This is a genomic window from Clostridium kluyveri DSM 555 (genome assembly GCF_000016505.1).
GTDB classification, from domain to species: Bacteria; Bacillota; Clostridia; order Clostridiales; family Clostridiaceae; genus Clostridium_B; species Clostridium_B kluyveri.
In genome coordinates this window covers 878,472-901,688 of the sequence record NC_009706.1, presented here as the reverse complement: position 1 = coordinate 901,688, position 23,217 = coordinate 878,472, and the positions used below count along the sequence as shown (strand labels likewise).

Annotated in this window: 22 protein-coding genes; 2 read left to right on the top strand and 20 right to left on the bottom strand. The window is 30.1% G+C overall.

What is annotated here, in order from left to right:
* Positions 1 to 168: 168 nt before the first annotated feature.
* The 5 genes from hemW to gpr all read right to left on the bottom strand — a co-directional run bounded on the left by hemW (position 169) and on the right by gpr (position 5,798).
* A complete protein-coding gene (gene hemW, locus CKL_RS04410; protein ID WP_012101279.1) occupies positions 169 to 1,320 on the bottom strand; it encodes a radical SAM family heme chaperone HemW in 1,152 nt (383 codons plus the stop codon).
* Between the two features lie 11 nt (positions 1,321 to 1,331).
* Entirely contained in the window at positions 1,332 to 3,140 is a 1,809-nt protein-coding gene (gene lepA / locus CKL_RS04405) for a translation elongation factor 4 (protein ID WP_012101278.1), read from the bottom strand.
* A gap of 79 nt (positions 3,141 to 3,219) precedes the next feature.
* Positions 3,220 to 3,552: a hypothetical protein gene (locus CKL_RS04400; RefSeq protein ID WP_242649451.1), complete on the bottom strand. Its 333-nt coding sequence runs from the start codon at positions 3,550 to 3,552 to the stop codon at positions 3,220 to 3,222.
* A 61-nt stretch (positions 3,553 to 3,613) separates the two neighbouring features.
* Positions 3,614 to 4,678 carry a stage II sporulation protein P gene (locus CKL_RS04395; RefSeq protein WP_041700919.1) on the bottom strand — a complete coding sequence of 355 codons (1,065 nt, stop codon included), beginning with the start codon at positions 4,676 to 4,678 and terminating at the stop codon, positions 3,614 to 3,616.
* 145 nt (positions 4,679 to 4,823) lie between these two features.
* A complete protein-coding gene (gene gpr / locus CKL_RS04390; protein WP_012101275.1) occupies positions 4,824 to 5,798 on the bottom strand; it encodes a GPR endopeptidase in 975 nt (324 codons plus the stop codon).
* A gap of 298 nt (positions 5,799 to 6,096) precedes the next feature.
* On the opposite strand from gpr, the gene rpsT reads away from it, so the two are divergent.
* Positions 6,097 to 6,363, top strand: a complete 267-nt coding sequence (gene rpsT, locus CKL_RS04385) for a 30S ribosomal protein S20 (RefSeq protein WP_012101274.1) — start codon at positions 6,097 to 6,099, stop codon at positions 6,361 to 6,363.
* A 29-nt stretch (positions 6,364 to 6,392) separates the two neighbouring features.
* Here the strand turns inward: rpsT and holA are convergent, their stop codons facing one another.
* The 6 genes from holA to CKL_RS04355 all read right to left on the bottom strand — a co-directional run bounded on the left by holA (position 6,393) and on the right by CKL_RS04355 (position 15,015).
* A complete protein-coding gene (gene holA, locus CKL_RS04380; protein WP_012101273.1) occupies positions 6,393 to 7,427 on the bottom strand; it encodes a DNA polymerase III subunit delta in 1,035 nt (344 codons plus the stop codon).
* A gap of 38 nt (positions 7,428 to 7,465) precedes the next feature.
* Entirely contained in the window at positions 7,466 to 9,271 is a 1,806-nt protein-coding gene (locus tag CKL_RS04375) for a ComEC/Rec2 family competence protein (protein ID WP_012101272.1), read from the bottom strand.
* A gap of 41 nt (positions 9,272 to 9,312) precedes the next feature.
* Positions 9,313 to 11,901: a P-type ATPase actuator domain-containing protein gene (locus tag CKL_RS04370; RefSeq protein WP_012101271.1), complete on the bottom strand. Its 2,589-nt coding sequence runs from the start codon at positions 11,899 to 11,901 to the stop codon at positions 9,313 to 9,315.
* Between the two features lie 192 nt (positions 11,902 to 12,093).
* Positions 12,094 to 13,005: an AEC family transporter gene (locus tag CKL_RS04365; RefSeq protein ID WP_012101270.1), complete on the bottom strand. Its 912-nt coding sequence runs from the start codon at positions 13,003 to 13,005 to the stop codon at positions 12,094 to 12,096.
* A gap of 51 nt (positions 13,006 to 13,056) precedes the next feature.
* Positions 13,057 to 14,247 (bottom strand): pyridoxal phosphate-dependent aminotransferase, encoded by a 1,191-nt coding sequence (locus CKL_RS04360; RefSeq protein WP_012101269.1) that lies wholly within the window; start codon positions 14,245 to 14,247, stop codon positions 13,057 to 13,059.
* Positions 14,248 to 14,412: 165 nt separating this feature from the next.
* Positions 14,413 to 15,015 carry a helix-hairpin-helix domain-containing protein gene (locus tag CKL_RS04355; RefSeq protein WP_012101268.1) on the bottom strand — a complete coding sequence of 201 codons (603 nt, stop codon included), beginning with the start codon at positions 15,013 to 15,015 and terminating at the stop codon, positions 14,413 to 14,415.
* A 246-nt stretch (positions 15,016 to 15,261) separates the two neighbouring features.
* On the opposite strand from CKL_RS04355, the gene CKL_RS04350 reads away from it, so the two are divergent.
* Entirely contained in the window at positions 15,262 to 16,485 is a 1,224-nt protein-coding gene (locus CKL_RS04350) for a D-alanyl-D-alanine carboxypeptidase family protein (protein ID WP_012101267.1), read from the top strand.
* 51 nt (positions 16,486 to 16,536) lie between these two features.
* Here the strand turns inward: CKL_RS04350 and CKL_RS04345 are convergent, their stop codons facing one another.
* From CKL_RS04345 to CKL_RS04305, 9 genes are all read right to left on the bottom strand, one after another.
* Entirely contained in the window at positions 16,537 to 17,436 is a 900-nt protein-coding gene (locus CKL_RS04345; RefSeq protein WP_012101266.1) for an RluA family pseudouridine synthase, read from the bottom strand.
* Between the two features lie 71 nt (positions 17,437 to 17,507).
* Positions 17,508 to 17,888 (bottom strand): RidA family protein, encoded by a 381-nt coding sequence (locus CKL_RS04340; RefSeq protein WP_012101265.1) that lies wholly within the window; start codon positions 17,886 to 17,888, stop codon positions 17,508 to 17,510.
* 43 nt (positions 17,889 to 17,931) lie between these two features.
* A complete protein-coding gene (gene yqeK / locus CKL_RS04335) occupies positions 17,932 to 18,507 on the bottom strand; it encodes a bis(5'-nucleosyl)-tetraphosphatase (symmetrical) YqeK (RefSeq protein ID WP_012101263.1) in 576 nt (191 codons plus the stop codon).
* Between the two features lie 33 nt (positions 18,508 to 18,540).
* Entirely contained in the window at positions 18,541 to 19,152 is a 612-nt protein-coding gene (gene nadD, locus CKL_RS04330) for a nicotinate-nucleotide adenylyltransferase (RefSeq protein ID WP_012101261.1), read from the bottom strand.
* 14 nt (positions 19,153 to 19,166) lie between these two features.
* Complete coding sequence (gene obgE / locus CKL_RS04325) at positions 19,167 to 20,441, bottom strand: GTPase ObgE (protein ID WP_012101260.1); 1,275 nt, start codon at positions 20,439 to 20,441, stop codon at positions 19,167 to 19,169.
* A 225-nt stretch (positions 20,442 to 20,666) separates the two neighbouring features.
* The gene (rpmA, locus tag CKL_RS04320; RefSeq protein ID WP_012101259.1) at positions 20,667 to 20,969 is read right to left on the bottom strand and encodes a 50S ribosomal protein L27; all 303 of its coding nucleotides are present in this window, start codon (positions 20,967 to 20,969) and stop codon (positions 20,667 to 20,669) included.
* Between the two features lie 3 nt (positions 20,970 to 20,972).
* Positions 20,973 to 21,302: a ribosomal-processing cysteine protease Prp gene (locus CKL_RS04315; RefSeq protein ID WP_012101258.1), complete on the bottom strand. Its 330-nt coding sequence runs from the start codon at positions 21,300 to 21,302 to the stop codon at positions 20,973 to 20,975.
* Positions 21,303 to 21,305: 3 nt separating this feature from the next.
* Positions 21,306 to 21,617, bottom strand: a complete 312-nt coding sequence (gene rplU, locus CKL_RS04310; protein ID WP_012101257.1) for a 50S ribosomal protein L21 — start codon at positions 21,615 to 21,617, stop codon at positions 21,306 to 21,308.
* A 130-nt stretch (positions 21,618 to 21,747) separates the two neighbouring features.
* A complete protein-coding gene (locus CKL_RS04305; RefSeq protein ID WP_012101256.1) occupies positions 21,748 to 23,184 on the bottom strand; it encodes a ribonuclease E/G in 1,437 nt (478 codons plus the stop codon).
* Positions 23,185 to 23,217 lie beyond the last annotated feature (33 nt).

Here is a 23,217-nt window from a genome sequence, read left to right as displayed (position 1 = left end):
TCGCTAGCATTGAGTGCTAATTACCATGATTAAAAAATATCACTCATGATTTTTTTTGTCAACATCATATAAATTATATTATTTAAGTAAATAGTTTAGTTTACCAGGTTTAAAACTAAATTCATGATTTTTTCTCATGTTTTCTCAAGATATCTAATGCACTTGGTATTAGTTAAATATAAATTCACACATTATACTGTTAGATACCTCTATTCCTCTTCTGCTTAAGTATAGTCTACCATCTCTTAATATTAACATTTTATTATTTATATATTTAGTTATTATATTTCCATATACTGAATAAATATTTTTACTAAATCTATTATTAAAGTCACTTATAGAAATCCCATTTACTTTTCTAAGCCCCATAAACATAAACTCTTCCATATCATTATAAATAGAATTTTTATGCCTATCCAATTTTAAAAAATTTCCCCTAGTACCTTCCAAAATATATTGTTCTATATTTTCTGTGTTTCTATACCTATATCCCCCTGCATATGAATGTGCACCTGCACCACAACCTACATACTGTTTTAAATCCCAGTATACCAGATTATGCCTGCACATATTACCCTTTTTGCAAAAATTAGATATTTCATATTGCTTGTAACATTTTTTCAAGAGAAATTCCAATGTAAAATCATACATTGCCCTCTCTTCTTTTTCCGGGGGAAGATTTAATTTGTTTTCCCCATATAGATTATAGAAAGGTGTCCCTTCTTCCACAATAAGACTATAACAGGATATGTGCTCCGGTGAAATTTCAACTACATTTTCCAGGCAATCTCTCCATATTTCTAAAGTTTGTCCTGGAAGTCCAAATATAAGATCTACATTTATATTTGAAAATCCTAAACTCCTTGCCATTTTATATCCTTCTAAGAAATCCTCTAAGGTATGAACTCTTCCTAAATTTTTAAGCATATCATTTTGCCAGGCCTGAAGACCTATACTTAATCTGTTAACTCCCATGTTCCTTAGAAATATAAGTTTTTCCTTTGTAAATGTGCCTGGATTTCCTTCTACTGTAAATTCTAAATCTTCAGTAGTATTCAATTTTTGTATAGATTTATCTATATTATACCATGCATCTAAAGATAAATAGGTGGGAGTTCCCCCACCTATAAATATAGTGTCTATTTCCCTATTTCCCATAGTTTCTATATCTTTAGCCAATACTTTTGAATAATCCATCATAACATTTTCTTTCCCACTATAAGATGGAAAATCACAATAGAAACACTTTTTCTTGCAAAATGGAATATGTATATATAAAGATAGAGGCTTATTATAATTTACTTCTTTATTATCATACATACCATAACCTCTTATTCTTCAGTTTTCAGTATAGCCATAAATGCTTCCTGTGGGATTTCTACCGTTCCTACCTGTCTCATTCTCTTTTTCCCCTCTTTTTGTTTTTCAAGTAACTTTCTCTTTCTTGATATGTCTCCTCCATAACATTTTGCAAGTACATCTTTTCTCATAGCTTTAACTGTTTCTCTTGCTATAACTTTTCCACCCACAGCAGCTTGTATAGGTATTTCAAAAAGCTGTCTTGGAATTATGCCTTTCAGCTTCTCGGCTATGCCTCTTCCTCTATCATAGGCTCTTTCTTCAGGCACAATCATAGATAATGCATCTACCATATCTCCATTTAAAAGCACATCAAGCCTCACCAATTTAGCTGACTTATACCCTTTTAACTCATAATCTAAGGATGCATATCCTCTAGTTCTGGATTTTAGAACATCAAAAAAATTATATATTATCTCATTTAAGGGTATATCATAATTTAAGGATACTCTTGTAGTTTCAATATACTGCATATCCCGAAATACCCCCCTGCGGTTTTGTGCAAGTTCCATTACTGCCCCTACATATTCAGAAGGAGTTATTATAGATGCTTTTACTATAGGTTCCTCCATATACTTTATTTCTGAAACAGGAGGCATGTTTGTAGGATTTGTAAGTTCTACCACTGTACCATCTGTTTTTCCTATTTTATATATAACAGATGGAGCTGTAGTTATTATGTCCAAATTAAATTCTCGCTCTACTCTTTCCTGTATAACATCCATATGTAATAGCCCCAAAAATCCACATCTAAATCCAAAGCCCAATGCCACAGAGGTTTCTGGCTCAAAATTTAAAGCTGCATCATTTACCTGCAGTTTTTCCAATGCTTCTTTTAACTCTCCATATTTTGCTCCATCAACAGGATATATACCACTGTATACCATAGAAATTACAGGTCTATATCCTTTTAAAGGCTCTTTTGCCTGATTCTTAGCTCCAGTTACAGTATCACCTACCCGGGCATCTCTCACATTTTTAATAGATGCAGTAAAATACCCTACATCTCCCGCTCTTAATTCAGCTCTTGGCATAAAATTCGGAACAAATATGCCTGTCTCTGTAACTTCATATATCTTTCCAGTGGCCATAAGCTTTATTTCATCTCCAGGCTTAATATTGCCTTCTTTTACTCTTATATGACAAACTACACCCTTATAACTGTCATAATTTGAATCAAATATAAGTGCTTTTAAAGGTGCATTCTCATCTCCCTGTGGAGATGGTATTTTATCCACTATTGCTTCTAGCACCTGTTCTATATTAAGGCCTGTCTTTGCTGAAACAAGAGGGGCTTCAGAAGCCTCTATTCCTATAATATCTTCTATTTCTTCTTTTACTTCCTCAGCCCTGGCGCTTGGAAGATCTATTTTGTTTATCACAGGCAGTATTTCCAGGTCATGCTCCATTGCCAAATAGCAATTTGCCAGAGTTTGAGCCTGAATTCCCTGGGTAGCATCCACCACCAGGATTGCTCCTTCACAAGCTGCAAGACTCCTTGAAACTTCATAATTAAAATCCACATGTCCAGGTGTATCTATAAGATTTAACACATATTCTCCTCCGTCTTTCCTTTTATATATAAGCCTTATAGCTTGGGATTTTATAGTTATACCTCTCTCTTTTTCTAGTTCCATATTATCAAGTACTTGAGAATTCATTTCTCTTTCAGTAAGTGTTCCTGTCTTTTCAATTAATCTATCTGCCAAGGTAGATTTACCATGATCTATATGAGCTACTATAGAAAAATTTCTTATATGTTTTTGTCTTTCGGTGTGCATACTATTTTCCTCCAATATTACTAACTACATGGATAGCTACAGTAAATTATATCATAACGTATATATAGTGAAAAGTCTATTATTTAGTAAATTTATCTTCTATGTTTTCAAATATGTGTCCAGTTCCATTTGTAACTCTGGAAATTCCAGAATGAATTTCTTCTCCTATTGAGTTTACAAGTTTCTTTGTACCATTTTTGAAATTATAGCCTATTTTATTATTTATACACAAAGAATATTCTCCCACGTCTACCCTGAAATCAAAAGGTGAAATAGAACAATTTATTTTAAAATTTGAATTATCTTTTATAAATTCAGGCAGCCTTGCACTAACAATTGTAAAACCTGAAAAGATTATCATGATAAAAATCACCATTACAGTTATAAATCTTTTTTTACTCAAAAAAATCACCCCTATAACAAACATTGTTTACATTATAAGGATGATCCTTTTCACAGATTTTATACAAATTTTACTTATTAAGTATTTCTGCTATTATTCTAGCTACATATTTACCTGTAGCCTTAGATTCATCAGACGTATTTATATCCGCTCCTATTTCCATAAGTACTGCATTGTTACTCCTATCCTGATTAAAATATCTAGTTCCATAATTGTAATAACAGATACCTTTTGCAAGTCCTGGAAATAAATTATTAGAAGTTTCTATTATTTTATTTGCCATAATCATATTTTTATCAAAGTGAGGATTTTTTCTAGCCATTACCAGCATAAATTTAGCTACATTTTCTCCATTCAATCTAGCAGTCACTGCTTTTTTATCCTCTACTGAATCCCTGTGAAGATCTATTATAAGCTTAAAATCTCCATATTTTTTTAAATAATTATCTAAAGTTACAGAGGATCTGGCATAGCTTTGAGTATAGGCTTCTGCATCATGGACTGTTTTGTCATTTATTGCTGATATTCCATAATTATTTTGAAGTTCATTAACTATTACGTCTCCTACAGCACAAACATTTTGTGTATTATCAAAACTATTTGCCTCTCCTGGTTTATAGCTTTCTGTGGTATGAGTATGATATATAAGTACTTCCGGTGTGCTGGTATCTAAAGTTTTTTTAAGACTTGAATCATATAAAGTTACAGTTTTATTTTCTAAATTTAAATCATTCTGGCTGTTGGAACTTGATGTATCACTACTTTTTTCAATTTCTTTATCTTCTAAATTAAATTCATTAAAACTTACATCCTTTGAACTATCTAAATCCAAAAAAGCCATTTCTCTTCCCAAAAGCGACAACACATCACTGGTATTTAATCCTATCATCTTTAAAGCTGTATCCCTTATAGAAAAAGTATTTTCTGCCATATCATCTTCTGAAAAAGAAGTGGCTTTCACAGTGGACAGGGTGTAATTTAAAACTTGAACATAAAACATATTTCTTTTTTTATCACTGCTATATGAATTAGCCTTTACCATACAAGGTAAAATAATAACTAGTATTATTGTCACTGTTAACATACATATTTCTAACTTAGATTTATTTTTAAAACTGTTTCTTCTGTAATTCAATTTTTTCTGCCTTAAATTATTCAAAGCAGCTTTCCCCCCTCCCGTAAACATATTACTGTTAATTTATATGAGAGGTATATTAAATTTATTACTTAATTAATGCAAGGAATGTACCTACTCCTTCCACTTAATATGATTTTAAAATTTAATTTAAAAAAGTATTTATATCATTTAAATCTAGAGCCGGCTGCAGCGCTATATTTATTCCATTGGCAATAATTTTTGAAATTGAATCTATAACTAAATCTACATCTTTAGGTGTCACCATAATATTTTCCCCATAAGGTTCCAGTATTTCTTTTATCATTTTTTGCTTTTCATCTTTATCTATAGATTTTAATACCTTGTAGAATTCCTTTCCTTTTTCACTCTGATTTATCATTTCATCTAGAACTAAATCGATAGTATCATTTGCCATGGTAGCTGCATCTACTACTGTAGGTACTCCTATAGCTATTACAGGGATCCCTAAAGTTTTCTCACTTAGTTCCATTCTTTTATTGCCTATTCCAGAGCCTGGAGATATTCCTGTATTGCCTATCTGTATTGTAGTATTTACCCTATCCATTTTTCTAGAAGCCAGAGCATCTATACACACTATAATATTAGGTTTTATCTTATCTACAACCCCTTTTATGATTTCACCTGTTTCAATACCGGTAATACCTAGGACTCCCGGTGAAATAACACATACCGGTCTTATCCCTTCATCTATTTTATCCGGTACTAATTCCTTTAAGTGCCTGGTTACCATTAATTTGGAGGCTGTTTTAGGCCCTAATGCATCTGGAGTTATATTCCAATTCCCAAGTCCAACCACCATAGCTGTCATACTTCCCTCTATATTTATCATTCCTGATAATACTTTTCCCATTACCACACTTACCTTATCTCTCATTTCTCCATCATAGTGGGTAAATTCCGGCATATCTATAGTTATATAGGAGCCTTTAGGTTTCCCCATAAACTTTTCTCCCACATCTTCCACTATCTTCACATAGGTTACTTTTATATCCTCCTCCATCTTTTCCTCTATCTCTACTCCTGGAATTTTACTGCCCATTCTTTTTTCACAGATCTCTTTAGCTTCTACTGCTAAATCAGTTCTTATATTAAACATCTATGTACCACTCTCCATTTACAAATTAACATTAAAATTTAATTTTACTCCTTTTCTACATATACATTATTATTGCTTATTTTCTCCTGCAATATACTCTTATACAAGGTCTAGAATATATTAAGTAATTCTTGAATTGGTATTAGCAATTACAGCTTTCAGATAAATTAAAGCTATTAAATTCCCCCTTGAAGTGGTTAAAATTTAATGTTATAATAGCATTTGTTAAATATAATGAACTCATTGGTAAATTTCCCCAAGGCTGTTGAGATCTAATAATTAATAAGGGGGTGAAAGCATGGCAAACATAAAGTCTGCAAAGAAGAGAATAAAGGTTATAAAAACCAAGACACTTAGAAATAAGATTATAAAGTCTTCATTAAAAACTACTATAAAGAAATTTTTAGCTGCAGTTGAAAGTGGAAATGTAGAAGAAGCTAAAGTTAGCTTTACTGCAACTGTAAAAGCTTTGGATATGGCCGCATCAAAAGGTGTAATTCATAAAAATAAGGCGTCTAGAAATAAGTCTAAATTAGCTTTGAAATTAAATAAATTGACAGCATAATAAATAAACCGGTACTTGCCGGTTATTTATTATGCTGTAGTATTTATTATTAAAAGTTCCATTTCAATCCTTTCATCTGTAGATAGACTCTTTAACTTTTCTTCTGTATTTAAACACATTTCTACAGCTCTTTTTAGTTGGTTCAAAGTAAACTTTTTACTCTGGCTTAACATAACACTGTATCCATATTCTGATTTAATATTTAATTTTTCCATAGCCTCTTTTTTGGTGCTTCCATATTCCAAATATAATTTTATTTTCAATAAAATATTAAACTGTCTTTCTATCATGGACAAGATGTAGCTTATTTTGGCACCACCATAGATAAGTTCATTTAATATGTGAAGTGCATCTTTTATTTTTTTATTGGATATGGCATTTACCAAATCAAATATATCCTCTTCACTGCTTTTTAAAAATACTTTCTTAATATCTTCTCTTTCTATATCTCTTCCATAAGTATAACAACACAACTTTTCAACTTCATTTTCTATCATATTCAAATTGTTATCATTCATAAGACTGCAAAATATTCTAAGATCTACTTTTTTTATATTTTTCACTCTTTCGTCAAAAAACTCTTGAACCTTATTTTCCAGTTGGTACCCTTTCACTTTATCAGTTCTTACTATACATAAGTACTTATCTAGCCCATATATCTTTTTACTTATTTTATCTCTTTTATTCTTAAATAAATAGTATAATATTAAAATACAATGCTCCGGTACATTTTTTAAATAATTTTGTATACTATTAAATTCATAAGAAAGTTTACTCTTACCATTTTGTTCATCACCTATAAAAGCAGCCCTATATACAAGTACCACCTTCTTATCACTCATAAAGGGTAACGTTTCACAGGCATTTATTACAGGATCAAAACTTTCAAGGGAACTTCCATCAAATTTTATATAGTTAAAATCTGCAAAATCAGTTTTTATACTTTTCTGAACTAATTTTCTTATATTTTCTTTTATAATAAATTCATCTATTCCACAAAACAAATAACAATTTTCTATCTGTGCCTTTTTCAAATTTTTCTCAAAAGTAAATACATCTATCACTTATAATCACTTCCATTTTATTTAAATAGAATTAAATATTATTTGATTCTAAAAAGTCTATTTAGTATTATACCATACTCCACACTTTCTTCATCATTTAATGAATATTTTTTATAACTTTCATTAATATATTTATTAGTCAATTTTATTTTAGGTATATATATACAATTATCTTTTCTAAAAACTTCTATATGGTCTTTATAATACTTAGTCAATAAAAAATTGAATTCTTTATCCTCATCATAAAATTTAATTTTCATAGAGGTATCTAAATTATCATATACTTTCAAATATATATGTTTATCTAGTCTACATATAAAATTTTTTTCAGGATTGGTCACTATTTTTTCTATTTGTTCATTATCCTTTATGTCACTTATCCAGCGAGTATTAATATAATCGTAATTACATATAAAAACCTTATTAAAACCCTTTCTTATAATTACAGCTTCCCCATTATTATTATTCATAAAAGTTATGGTAGGGAAAAAATTATAACTTTGAAAGAAAACTAACACTGCGCAAATTGCAGGGATATATTTAAAACTTTTATGTCCATATCTATACATAAGAAAACTTATATAGGTTATAATTATAATTACTCCATCTATATATTTAAAGTAAATTATATCAGGGCAGAACTTTAAAATGATTTCGTTAAAAGCTTCTTCCAAAATAAAAATAAAATTTATAGTCCAGGAAATGACTTTAAATACAGGTTTAATAAAGTACAAACACAATGCTGAATTTCCTAAAATTACTATGGCCGAAAATAAAGGAATGAGGAATAAATTTCCCATTATAAATCCTAAACTAAAGTTTTTAATTGTAAAAGCTATATAAGGCATGGAAAATATTTGAGAACTTAGACTAAGACTTATATTACTGGCAATTTTAGACGGCAGCTTAAACAACTTTCTATAGATTTTTTCATTATATAATATTATTCCAAGAGTTGCTAAAAAAGAAAGTCCAAATCCAATATTTACTATATAATAAGGTTTTACAGCCATTAAGATCAAAGCTGATAAGCTCAAAGAAGATATGCTGTCATATTCTTTTAAAAATATTTTGGATAGTTTAAATATTAATATCATTATGAAGGATCTCATAGTAGCAGCACCCATGCCTGTAAAAATTACGTATAAAATGGATATACCCACAGCCACTTTAAGACCAAATATAAATTCCAGTGTTTTATATATTATGACCATATGAAATCCTGATACACTTACAGCGTGAATTATTCCAAGCTTTTGAAAATCTTCCATTTGATCTTCACTCATGTAATCAGTTTCTCCATAACAAAGTGACATAACCATAGCTGCTCTGCTTTCCCCTATTGCCTCTTTAAATTTTTCATATATATTCCTTTTAAATTCATAAATATCATATATTACATCATTTCCACACACCTTATATTGTTCTAAAGTATAGTTTCCAACTATACCCCTGTCTATATAAGCATTTCTCTTGAAACTCCCCTGTGCCTCTATTTTTTGTCCCTCTTGAAGTAGATTCACTTTCCCGTTCAATACAATTTTTCTCCCCTTGAAATCTCCTATAAAATAGTAATCTTTCTTTTCCACTACTCTAATTTCAGTAGCTTCTTTAATATCTACATAAAAATATACATTAAAAGATACTACTCCAAAAATAAAAAACAACATATTTAAAATACAAAATTTAGTTTCTAAAGTCAATAATACCATAATAAAAAAAGAAACAGCGAGCACCGCTGCTATAAAAATGTTATCCAGAAATGTTATGGCGGATATACAACCCGCCGCCAATGAAATGGAATAAAACACCAGTGGCTTTTTTATACTATATTTACTATACAAAAAACCACCTCCTGTTATTATTTTATCCTAAAAATAACAGGCTAAACAAATTCTTCTCTTTGAAATTTATAAAATACACAGAAAATAACCCATATTAAAATACATATTAAAAATATTTTTAAATAAATACTATTAGATAAAATCATAAAATTACTTATAATTGACACTGCTGCAAATTGAATAAGCAAACTTATAATTATAATTAAGTTAGATACCTTATTTTGAAAAAACTTTTTATTGGAAAAGCTATAAGTAAATATTACTGCACAGGTATTTAAAATCCAGAGAGAAGTTAAAAGATCAAATTGAACTTTGTACAGATTACCTACATAAAAACCTATAAAGGCCACAATTCCCATTAGAAATCCGCCAGTTATGATAAATGTAAAATTATCTATAACTATACTTTTATCAATAGAATAGTACGTATAGTCTCCTTCTTCCTCTTTATACTGGTATATAAGGGCTAAAATAGATAAAAACATAAGTATGCTATTAAACCAAAAAGATTCTATAATAATATTATTTACAATATGAAAATCAAATAAAAAACTTCCCATTAAAAATATTAAAAGTGCAAAATTGCAGCTTATAATATAGACAATTATTTTTTTAAATACTTTCATTATCTTTCTTGAATCCTCTATAGTACCTAAAATATTCATAAAATCTATATTATCAGTAAATATATCACATAATCTCTTTACTATTTTGCTTTTTGTATTAGTTATCCCAACATTAGATATTTTAAGAGCAGGTAAATCAGTAAGCTTCCACCCTGTTATTGCAGTTACATATCCATAACTCTTTAATGCCTTTACTATCTGTACCTTATGCTTGGAATTTACCCTGCAGAAAATATTTACTTTTTCTCCGATACGTTTAAATTCACTCTCTGTCATATTATCTATTTCCACTCCAGATAATATTTGGTGAAGCCTAGATACAATCTTCAGTTTTTTTCCTATGGCTAGTGATGTAAGCTTATTATCTTCTGTAATTATAATGGGTCTAATAGAAAGAGCTACTGATTTTTTAATAGACTCCACTGCATTTTCTTTTAACATATTATCAAAGCCAATTAATCCTACAAATACCAAATTACTTTCAATATTCTCTTTAACACTAGGTTCATAATTGAAATTTCTATAGGCGAATCCTACCACATACAGGCATTCATTGGACATATTAATATTCCAATCTTTTATAGCTTTTATATCTTCATCTGTTATCTCAACTTCCACACCATTTTTAAATATATGGGTGCACCTAGCTATAATAGAATCTGGTGCCCCTTTTACATTGGCTCTATACTTTTTACTCATTTTATTTACAGTTGTCATTATACGCCTCTCACTGTCAAATAAAATTTGAAATATTCTATTATTGCTTTCATCCAATTCTCCTTTATAAATGCCATTTTGTTGTCCGAATCTCACTAAAGCTAACTCCACTAAATTTTCTCTGGAATTTTCCACATCTACTTTAACAGATCTAATGTCATTACACAATATACCTATACTTAACATCCTGTATAGACTCTTCCCCATATTTTCTTTTAAAACTTCCTCATTTACATCAATAAATCCATTACTGTCGTAAGCCTTTACAATCTCCATCTTATTTTTAGAAAAGGCTCCTACTTTGTCCGTACAAATAGCTGAGACTCTTGAAAGCTTTTCCAAACTAGATAAGCCCTTGAAAAAAACTTTCTTTTTTATTAACTTCTTAAATAATATAGTACCTGAAAATAAAATTATTATAATCATTACCTGAGGAATGGAACTCAAAAATATAATGGATAATTCTTTTAAATTATCATAAAAATTTTGTTTAAATATAAAAGTCAATATTAATTGAATAACCGCAAGAACTCCCATGGAAATCAAAGTAAACATATTTAAAATTTTATGAAGTCTAAAGCCAAAAGATTTTTTTTCTGTTCCTTCTTCAATTAAAAGCTTGACCATATTAGCCACTTCTGTATCCATGCCTACCGATACCACTATACCTGTACCATCTCCTGACACTACAGAAGATGATTTAAACAATATATTTTTCATATCTGACAAAAGTAATTCTTTATCATCTATCTTAGATTCATATTTTTCAGATATAAAATTCTCCCCTGTAACAGAACACTCATCAACTTTTAAATCATTACTTTCTATGATTCTCATGTCGGCAGGTATTCCTTCTCTTTCACCTACAATAACTATATCCCCTACTACAAGTTCTTCTGAAGGTACTTTTACAGTTCTTCCATTTCTTATTACTCTTGCCATGCCTAAATTTAATTTTTGTAATTCTTTAATATTTTTCTCTTCTTTATATCTTTCAAGTGCTGCATATAACATATTAAAAAATATAATAGCTAAGGATACAACTGCATATATAAACATATCTAAATATATAAACATAACTATACATAAAATTAAAAATACAATCCAAATTTCTCTAAATTGTATAAACATAAGATAAAATAGCCCTTTGGTAGAAGGCATAATAATTTTATTTTTCCCATATTTCTCCCTGCAGAGTTCTATTTGATCATCTTCCAGTCCATAATATACATTACTGTTTAATTCTTTTACTACTTCACTCCACGGATGTCTATGCCAATTAATCATACCCCAACACCTTCCCATATAAACAAAACACTGTTAAAATACATAAATCTAACTTATTTTACTTTATTATCAAATAATATTTATCATCTTATATAATAATCGATTTATACTATAATATACTTTAACATATAACTGAAATAAACCAGCTTTTTAAATATATTTATGTAAATTTTCCCATCACCTTTTAAATTATCATAAGCAAAACTTAATTATCAAAGGTATTGTAAGCATGGAGAAAAGCGTTGACAAAGAAACTATGAATACAGAATATTCTTTTCCCTTATTAAAATTCTCTGCAAAAAGTGAAGTTGTTGCACCTGCCGGCATAGCCTGCATTAAAATAAAAGTTTTCATAACTATAGAGTTTTCTTTTAAAAAAATTGAAACTATATATAAAGCTGCAGGTATAAACAAAAGCTTAATAAAAGTCCCATAATACATACTTGCATCATTAATAAGATTTTTAAAATTAGATTTTGATAATAAACTTCCTATTATAAGCATGGATATAGGGGTGGTTAATCCCCCTACTGCCTTCATGGCATCTTGAAATACTGAAGGCACTTTTATGGAAAAAATCATAATTAAAATTCCAATTAAAGCAGATATTATTCCTGGATTCTTTAATATTTTACCAATTTCTCGAATAGTTTTTATTTCGCTGAACAACATTATTCCATAAGTCCACACAAAAATATTAAAAACCATATTGAATATAGATGCATATATGATTCCTTCATTTCCAAAAATACTTTGAGTTATGGGGAATCCCATAAAGCCACAATTTGAAAATACCATGGCAAATTGAAGCACATCTCTTTTTTCCTTTCCAATTTTCATCAATAAAGGTTTTACCATTAAAGGAGTTATAGCAAATATAAGCACTGCATAAATAAATGCTTTTACTATATTATTTACTATAGCCCTTTCATAAGTGAAACTAAAAGAGGATATAATTAAAAGAGGAAGCGTTACCTCTAATAATAATTTAGAAAGCTGATTTGAAAAATTTTCATCAATAATGTCTTTTTTACCGCAATAAAAACCTATTACTGAAATTATAAATAACGATGCTATTTGTTTAACTACTGTATTTAGTATCATACAATCCCCTTTTATGATAAATCATTATTTAAAAGCCCTTGGTCTAAAATATTATTTTTTATACTCCTCTGCTAATTTTTTAAATACAGGTAGTGCATTTATAATCTGCTGTGTCTCCACACAATAAGAGATTCTAACATGACCAGGACATCCAAAATCATCTCCAGGCACCATTAAAAGATCATATTTTCTAGCCTTCTCACAGAATAAATTTGCATCAGATTCTAGGGATTGAGGAAATAAATAAAATGCCCCCTGTGGCTCTACACATCTGTAGCCCATTTCTATTAATCCCTTATACAGCAGATTTTTATTTGTTTCATAGATTGAAATATCTGAAGTCTGGCCCACACACTTTGCAACAACTTTTTGGAATAAACTAGGTGCATTAACATAGCCAAGTATTCTACCTGCTCCGCAAACAGCAGCATAAGTATCTTTAAAATTATCCATTTCACTAGGCACAACTATGTATCCTATTCTTTCTCCCGGCAGTGATAATGACTTACTATAGGAATAACAAACAAAAGTATTCTTATAATATTTAGTAATATAAGGCACTTCAACTCCTGAATACACAATTTCCCTATAGGGTTCATCAGATATTAAATAGATTGCATGTCCATATTCTTTAGATTTAGCCTCTAAAATAGATACCAGCTTTAATATAGTATCTTCTGAATAAACAGCTCCTGATGGATTATTAGGAGAGTTGACAATAACGGCCTTTGTCCTTTTGTTAATTCTCTTTTTAAATTCCAAGAAATTCACCTGAAAGTTTTCTGTGTCAGCAGGTACAACAACAAGTTTTCCTCCTGAACCCTGTTCCACAAAACACTTATATTCCGGGAAAAATGGTGCAAAGGTAATAAATTCATCTCCCGGATTTGTTAACGCCTTAAAGCATATACTTATAGATGCTGCAGCACCTACAGTCATATATAGATTATCTTTTGTAAAATTTGTATCAAATTTTTTATTTATAGACCTGGTAATTACATCTCTTACATTATCATCTCCCTGCGCACTTGTATACCCGTGTACAGCAGTAGATTTTTCATGATCCAATATATCTAAAATTGCATTTTTTACTGAATCTGGTGATGGGACGTTAGGATTTCCAAGGCTAAAATCATATACCTTATCTCTTCCAACTATAGCTGCCCTTTTCCTGCCAAACTCAAATATCTCTCTAATAGTAGATCTCCTGCTTCCTAATTGTACCATATCTTTTGACAACATATTTTTTCCTCCATATACTATAATATATATCCATTATATCAAGTTTTGATTAAATTGAGATAGAGTTTGCTAAAAAACACTCTTCTCCATCTCAATTTTCTAAAAATCAAAAAGTATCAATAATTACTTCATACTACATATTTTGAAATAAACCCTAGCTTCAGTTTACCTTATATCTACCTTATCTTTTATCTTTTCTAAAGTTTTATCTCCTATTCTATCTACATTCTTTAAATCCTCTATTGATGAAAAGCCTCCATTTTGTTCCCTATAATCCATAATTTTTTGTGCAGTTACATCTCCTATGCCAGGTATGGTTTTTAATTCTTCTTTAGTAGCAGTATTTATATTTATTTTTGCATTTTCCGATGTTTCTCCCTGCAGTCCATTTTGTAATTGCAAATTTTCATTATCTGACTTCTTGTCTACATATATATAGTCCTCATCTTTTAACTTTTTAGCCAAATTTAGTTTATAACTATTAGCTTCATTTGTAAAGCCCCCACATGCTTTTACTAAATCCTGCACCCTGCTATCTTGTTTTAATTTATATACCCCGGGACTTTTAACTTCTCCATTTATATAAACAGTTATGTCACTGGAAGACTGTTCTGTAATATCTCCTGCATCAGACTGTTCTTTAAATATCTCTTCTTTATTGTTAGATACATTATCTATAGACTTTGAATTAACATAAAATACTATTAGAAATAAACTAAATATTATTAAAATCACAGCAGAACCTATAATTTTCTTTTTATATTTCACTTTTTTCCTCCTAATAATTTTTAAATTTTAATATTAATATTAAAATTGTGTAAATTTCATTATATTATAAGCTAAAATGGCTATAATTTAAGGATATATGGAACTTTATATACTTTTAATTTAAAATAAAATATACGTTATATACACAGTTTATATTTAAATTATTGACAACTTTAAAAAAAAATTTGTCGCATCTATATCATTTTTTTGATATAATATTTAATGATTATCTTAAAGGAGGAAAAAATGAAAAAAATAGTTACATTTATATTATTTTTTCTAATTATCTGTTATATTAATCCCTATAACGTTTACGCCACCCAAACACTTCCTTCTGTTTCAGCCGATAGTGCAGTAATTTTAGATGCTACAACAGGTGAGGTTTTATATGCTAAAAATCCTGATTCTGCCTATCCTCCCGCATCCACTACAAAAATAATGACTGCACTCTTAACCCTTGAAAATACAAATTTAAACGATAAAGTAACAGTTGGTAAAAATCCACCTCTGGTAGATGGAACTAGAATAGGACTTTACGAAGGTGAAGAGTTAACCGTAAAAGATTTACTGTATGGTCTTTTATTAGCTTCAGCCAATGATTGTGCAGAAGCATTAGCAGAACATATAGGAAATGGTTCCTCAGAGAAATTTGCAATTGAAATGAATAAAAAGGCACATGAACTTGGAGCTTATAATACAAACTTTGTAAATCCCAGTGGATTATTTGACGAAAAACACAAAACTTCCGCAAAGGATTTAGCTCTCATAATGAAAGAATTATGTAAAAATCCCGAATACTCAAAAATAGCTACTACATTATATTATACTATTCCTCCTACCAATAAATCTCCCAAGGAGAGAGGCGTATGGAATGAGAATAAATTGATACAACCAAACTCAACTTACTATTACAGTGGTTGTGAAGGGGGTAAAACCGGATATACAACACAATCTCTACACTCTTACGTATCTGCCGCTACAAGAAATGGCCAGCGTCTTATTGTAGCTCTGGTACATGATAAAAATAAAACTTTTTTTCCTGATTCCATATCTTTATTTAATTTTGGATTTGACAATTTCAGTCTTGTAAAATTGTATTCAAAAGGAGATTTAGTTACAACTTATAATAAAAATAATATCTCTGTTCCGCTGACTGCAGCTTCTGATTTTTACTATGTTAAAAATAAAGATGATGCTGCTGTTCCTAGTTTTACTTTAAAAAATTCAAATTTATCAGTTAAGTTTTTTAATACAGGAGAAGTAGTTGAAGAGGCCACCATATCCTTTAAAGGAAAAAATATAGGAAAATTGGATCTCCTAAGCAGCTCCAGCCATTATGAAAAACAAACAATGGCTTCTGCTCATATAGAAAATATTATAAAAAACAAATACATAATTTTTATATCAATTATGTTTATATTAACTCTCATAGTCTCCTTTACTATAAGAAGATTTGTAATTTCTAAATAAAATAATTTTATCTACAATAAGGCATCCAAACCAAAAATACGAAAAGATGCCTTATTTTATTTCTTTTATTAAATGTGAGATATCCTCTGGTATGTCAGTTTCTAATTCCAATATTTTATTTCCTCTAGGATGAGGAAACTTAAGCCTATAGGCATGAAGAGCCTGCCTGTTTATATACCTGTTATCCCCCTCTATTCCATATAGGGTATCTCCATATAGTGGGTGACCTAAGTAACTTAAATGAACCCTAATTTGATGTGTTCTTCCAGTTTTTAATATAAGCTTTAGCAGTTGATCATGTTTAAATTCTTCTATAACTTTGTAATGTGTAATACTTCTTTGACCCCTTTTATCCACAATTCTTCTTATATCATCTCCTTCTGGTCTATATATAGGTAAATCTATAATACCCTGTCCTTCTTTCATCTTTCCATGAATAACAGCAATATAGCTTTTTTCAAAATCTTCACTTTTCATATCCCTTGACAAACACATATGGGCAAACTGATTTTTTGCCACTATTATAAGTCCTGAAGTATCCATATCCAACCTACTTACCAATCTAACTATACAATTTTCTCCACTTTTCTGAAAATAATAAATAAGACCATTAGCCAGCGTTCCACTAGGATAACTTCTCGTAGGATGGACTACTATTCCCGGCTTTTTATTTACTACTATTATATCCCTATCCTCATACACCACTTCTATATCCATTTTTTCTGCCCCTATATTTTGAGACTCTTCTTTTATTAAATTAAAACATATAACATCTCCTGATTTTAATACATGATTAAGTTTTACTCTTTTATTATCTATTTCTATTCTTCCACTTAAAGCCGCCCCTCTTATAAGTCTTCCTGAAAATCTTTGAATTTTTTTTAAATACTCCTTTAATTTTAATCCCTGTTCTTGTTCTTTAACTTTAAATACTATTTTATTTTCTTCCATTTAACTTCTCTCCTGTTAAATTATTAGGAGTGAACTCTTTTAAAGCTCACTCCTTTAAACCTATCTTTGAATTAATCTATTAATGCAATTACCTCTATTTCAACCAGAGCATCCTTAGGAAGTTTTACTTCTACGCAAGATCTTGCAGGCATGTCTTTTTGAAAATATTTTGCATATACTTCATTCACATCTGTAAAGTCTGACATATTTTTTACATACACTGTTGTCTTAATCACATTTTCAAAACAAGTTCCTGCTTCCTGAAATATGGCCTTTATATTTTCAAGACACCTTTCGGTAGCCTTTTTTATGTCATCTGAAATTAGCTCCCCTGTTTCTGGAACCAAGGGGATTTGACCCGATGTAAATAAAAAATTCCCCACTTTTACGGCCTGTGAATAAGGACCTACAGCTCCAGGAGCCTTTTTTGTACTTATTATTTCCTTTTTCATTATAAAAACCTCCTATACTAATTTATAAAATATATTGTATATTCTACTTTTCTCCACTATGAAACACCAAATAATTCCTTCCTTCTATAGTGTTTAAATGTAAAAGCTGACCTCTATTTATCACAACTTTGATAGTATTATTAAAAGCATCTAGTATTGCTCCATCTAAATCTACAAAGGCTTTTTTTCTAAGCTCCTCTACTCCTGGAAAATCCCTGGCAGGTTCTATATAATCTGCAATATATATTATTTTTTCCAGTAGATTCATATTCTTTTTTCCAGTAGTATGGCAAGCTATGGCACTTAGTATATCTTCATCAAAAATTCCCATGATTTTTTTTGCAACCACAACAGCTACATTGCCATGAAGAAGATTAGGATTCAATCTGCTTACCTCATCTACATAAATTCCATTTTTCCCTGCTAAATTCAAAATTTCATTACCTGACATATATTTTGCACAATCATGTATAAGTCCAGCCAGTGCTGCTTTGTTGACATCTCCATTATAAGCTTCAGCTAATTTTATCGCTGTAATTTTTACATTTAGGCTATGTTTATATCTCTTTTCTGATAATCTCTCCTTTAAATATTCTTTTATCTCCTCTTCACTCCACATCCCGTATCACTCCAAAATAAAAAATTATTAACCTTATTTATAAAGATTTAACTGTTTTATAATATTACAAACACTTTCAGGCAAAAAATAGTTTACATTTTTTCCTTCCTTCACACTGTTTCTTATAACTGTAGAAGAAATATCAAATAAGGGAGCATCTAGATATATTATATTAGTAGAGTATTTATCTTCTATCTTTTTCTTCTGATCCTCTATACTTTCCGATGTGAATGCTGGAAATCCAGGTCTGTTAAATACTATAAATTTGCATAATCTAAATATGCTGTCTACCCTACTCCACTTCTCTATATCCATTAAACAATCTGCTCCAGTAAGAAAATACCATTCAGTTTTTGACTCCAGTTTGTTAAAATGCTCTAAAGTACTATAAGTATAACTTAAGGTAGTTTTATTCACCTCATAGTTACTTACCGTAAATTTGCTTTCTGATCTTATAGCTACTTTTACCATTTCATATCTTAAAAAAGCATCTGTTATGCTCTTTTTTGCCTTATGTGGTGGATTACCCGTAGGCATAAATACAATTTCATCCAATCCCAATCTATATATTGCCTCATAAGCTATATGTATATGTCCATTATGTATGGGATCAAATGTTCCACCAAAAATAGCTTTTTTAACCATCTATTTTCTCTCCATTATAATATATAATCAAATTCAAAATCATTAAGTCTAACTACATCTCCGTCTTTAATTCCCATATCTATTAACTGCTTCATAACTCCCTTATTCTGAAGTACTTTATGAAAATATCTCAATTCATTCGCATCGTTTACATTAATGCTTGCCAGTAACCTGTCAACAAAACTTCCTTTGACCACATATACATTTCCCTGTTTTTCTATTTCATAAGTGAATCTCTTTTCCTCTGGTATAAATTTATCTTCCTCACTTATGTGCATATCTGTTACAGGTATATTGGTAAGCATGGCTGCAGCTTCCTTCATAAGTTCTTCTACTCCCTGCCTAGTAGCTGCAGATATTTTAAAAACCTTATTATACCCTAAATTTTCTACTTTTTTCTTAAAATCTTGAAATATACTATCGTCATATAACATATCTGCTTTATTAGCCGCAATTATCTGGGGTCTATCCCAAAGCTTCACATCATATTTTTTCAACTCTTCATTTATTTTAATAAAATCTCCAAAAGGATCTCTTCCTTCTAACCCAGATATATCCACTATATGTATTAAGAGTCTAGTCCTTTCAATATGCCTTAAAAAATCTATTCCAAGGCCCACTCCTTCTGCTGCTCCCTCAATTATGCCAGGTATATCCGCTATCACAAAACTTTGTATTCCCGGAATATTTACCACTCCTAGATTAGGAGATAGTGTTGTAAAGTGATAGTTTGCAATCTTAGGGGCTGCTTTAGTAACTACAGACAAAAGAGTTGATTTACCTACATTAGGAAAACCCAAAAGTCCCACATCTGCTAAGATCTTAAGTTCTAGTGATATATATCTCTCTTCTCCGGGCATACCTGGTTCAGCAAAATCCGGTGCCTGCCTCACAGCAGTGGTAAACCTTACATTACCTCTTCCACCTTTTCCTCCTTTTGCTACTATATATTTGTCTCCAATATGAGAAAGATCTGCCATTATTTTATTTGTATCCACATCCCTTATAACTGTTCCTAAAGGCACTTTTATATACAAATTTTCTCCATTTTTCCCAAAACATTTAGAACCAGATCCATTTTCACCTTTTTCTGCAACATATTTTTTCTTATATGAAAAATCCAGAAGTGTGGTAATTTCCGGGTCTACTACTAATATAACATCCCCGCCTTTTCCTCCATCTCCCCCATCTGGACCTCCACGAGGCACATATTTTTCTCGTCTAAATGAAACAGAACCATTACCACCACTGCCTGATTTTACAAATACTTCGGCCCTATCTACAAACATACTAATCACTTCCTTATAAAAAGTTATCAAGTAATTCTTAGGTTCAGGTGGAGTTTGCTCACAATAACTACTTTTCTCTACCTGAACCTAAGAAGAACCTATCCAGGCGCATTAGCCCTGCTTATACCCCACTTTAAAATAGTTTTGGAGTATTAACTAATTGCTGCGCTTAGATAAATCATATTTTCAAAAAAGCACCCTTTTGTCAGGGTGCCTCAATAACAACTATTCAGCTACTAATTCTTCTACCTCTAAAGGATATACACTGGCTTTCTTTTTTGTCTTTCCGAATCTTTCATATCTAACTATACCATCTATCTTGGAAAATAAAGTATCGTCAGAACCTCTTCCCACATTTTTTCCAGGATGAATTTTAGTTCCCCTCTGTCTAACTAATATATTCCCTGCCAAAACAAACTGTCCATCAGCTGATTTAGTTCCAAGTCTCTTGGATTCACTATCTCTACCATTTTTTGAGCTACCCATACCTTTTTTATGAGCAAATATCTGAAGATTCATAATAATCATAAATTACACCTCCTCCACTTCTTTTACAGCTATATATTCACTAAAACTAATTTCAATACTCTTTAATCCAAGTAGCATAGTTTTCATAAGCACCTGGCACTTTAAAATATCATTTTCATCTATACCATCCAATGAAAAACTTAAAAAGCCATCCTCTAAGGAATATTTTATATTTAATTTTAAAACTTCTGTTATTCCGATTAAAATACTCTGGGATATTGCAGAAACAGCACTACATACCATGTCATATCCCTGTTCTACTGATTCTGCATGGCCTTTAATTATAACCGAAACCAAGTTACCAGATTTTTTATTAAATACCGCTTCAATCATAACTTATGCATCGATTTTTTCAATCTGTAACTTAGTATATGGCTGTCTATGTCCCTGTTTCTTCCTGTAATCTTTTTTAGGCTTATATTTAAATACTATAATCTTCTTAGCTTTTCCTTGCTTTAATACTTTAGCCTTTACTTTAGCTCCTTCAACTACAGGTTTCCCAACAACTAATCCTTCATCCTTGTTTATCATAAGTACCTTGTCAAGTTCAATTGTAGAATCAACTTCAGCCTCTAACTTTTCAACGTATATTATGTCTCCTTCTGAAACTTTATACTGTTTTCCTCCAGTAGCTACAACTGCATACATAAAAACACCTCCTCAATCCAGTCTCGCCTAAAAGGTATATTAGAAAAACTTTCCAAATAATTTACATAACCTTTTTTGAGCGGTCTACAGCTGTCATTTTAACATATATGTTCCCCTTTGTAAAGTTCTTTCAATTTACCCTAAAATCTTTAAAATCTTCTATATCACTAGCAAATAAAAGTGCTTCTACTTTACAAGATATTTTCTTTCCATAGGTAATATATACCCTTTTATTCTCAGCTCCTATATCTTTTATAAAATCCTTTGTACCCTTTTTTATATAACTTTCATAGAAGGAATCCATATCAATATGAATATCCTCTATATTCTTTTCATAACACATATTTAAAATTTCGTTTTTTATGAGTAAAGTCATATAGGATAATTTTATTTTTTTGCCTGTTCCCCCACAACATCCACAGTCTTCTTCTATATAATCATTTATGGATCTTCCCATTCTTTTTCTGGCTATCTGTACCAAATTCAACTCTGTAAAAGGATATATTACAGTCTTATTTTTATCCATCAAAAGTCCTTCTTTTAATTTATCCATAACTTTTCTCTTGTTTTTATTATTGTCCATGTCTATAAAATCTATAAGTATTATGCCATTTAAATTTCTAAGTATTATTTGTGCTGCAATTTCCTCTGCAGCCTGTAGATTAGTGATAAGTACAGTCTTATCCATAGTACCGTTCTTTATATTTTTACCTGAATTAACATCTATTACGAACATAGCTTCCGTTTTATTTATGACTATATATCCACCACATTTTAATTCTATTTTATTACTTCTCAAATTTAATATCTTATTTTCCAGTTCATAATAGGAAAATAGATTTTTATTTCCTGTGTACAATTGCAAATTCACACGTGCATTATGTAATCCTTTTAAAAAATCTTCTACATACTTATAATCCTCCTGATTATTTACATATATCATAAAATCATCATCAATAAGTTTATTTCTAAGCACTTCTCCCAGTATTCCACCATTATCAAATAATAATCCAGGCTTTTGCAAATATGCAGCTGATTTAATTACCTGACTATATACTTTATATAGTTTTTCCATTTCATTATGTACTACCTCAAGGGGAATATTTTCACTTTCAGTTCTTATCATAAGTCCAATTCCAGCAGGTAACCTTAATGATTCTAATATATTTTTCTTAAAAGATTCACTATGTATTTTCTTGGAAAATTGTATTCCATTATAAGAACTATTTAAAACACAGTATTTCCCCGGAATACTTATATTTTTTACAATTTTAGCCCCTTTTTTTCCCTGATCCTCTTTCACAATTTCTCCTAGAACCATATCCCCTTTTTTCAAATTAATATTTTTAAATTTTTTATCTATATACATATAGGCATTTCTTTTGCATCCTATGTCTATAAAGGCACATTTTATAGCAGGAACTATATTTTTAACTATACCCATATATATTTCTCCTGGATAGGCCTTTTGGTCCTGTTCCTTCATAAAACACTCTTTAATTATTTTTTCCTGTCTTATAATTATCCTTAAAACTTTTGTTGATCTTTCAACAAATATTTCTTTCAAATATAATCACCTCTTCTGAAAGCCTGATGTCTA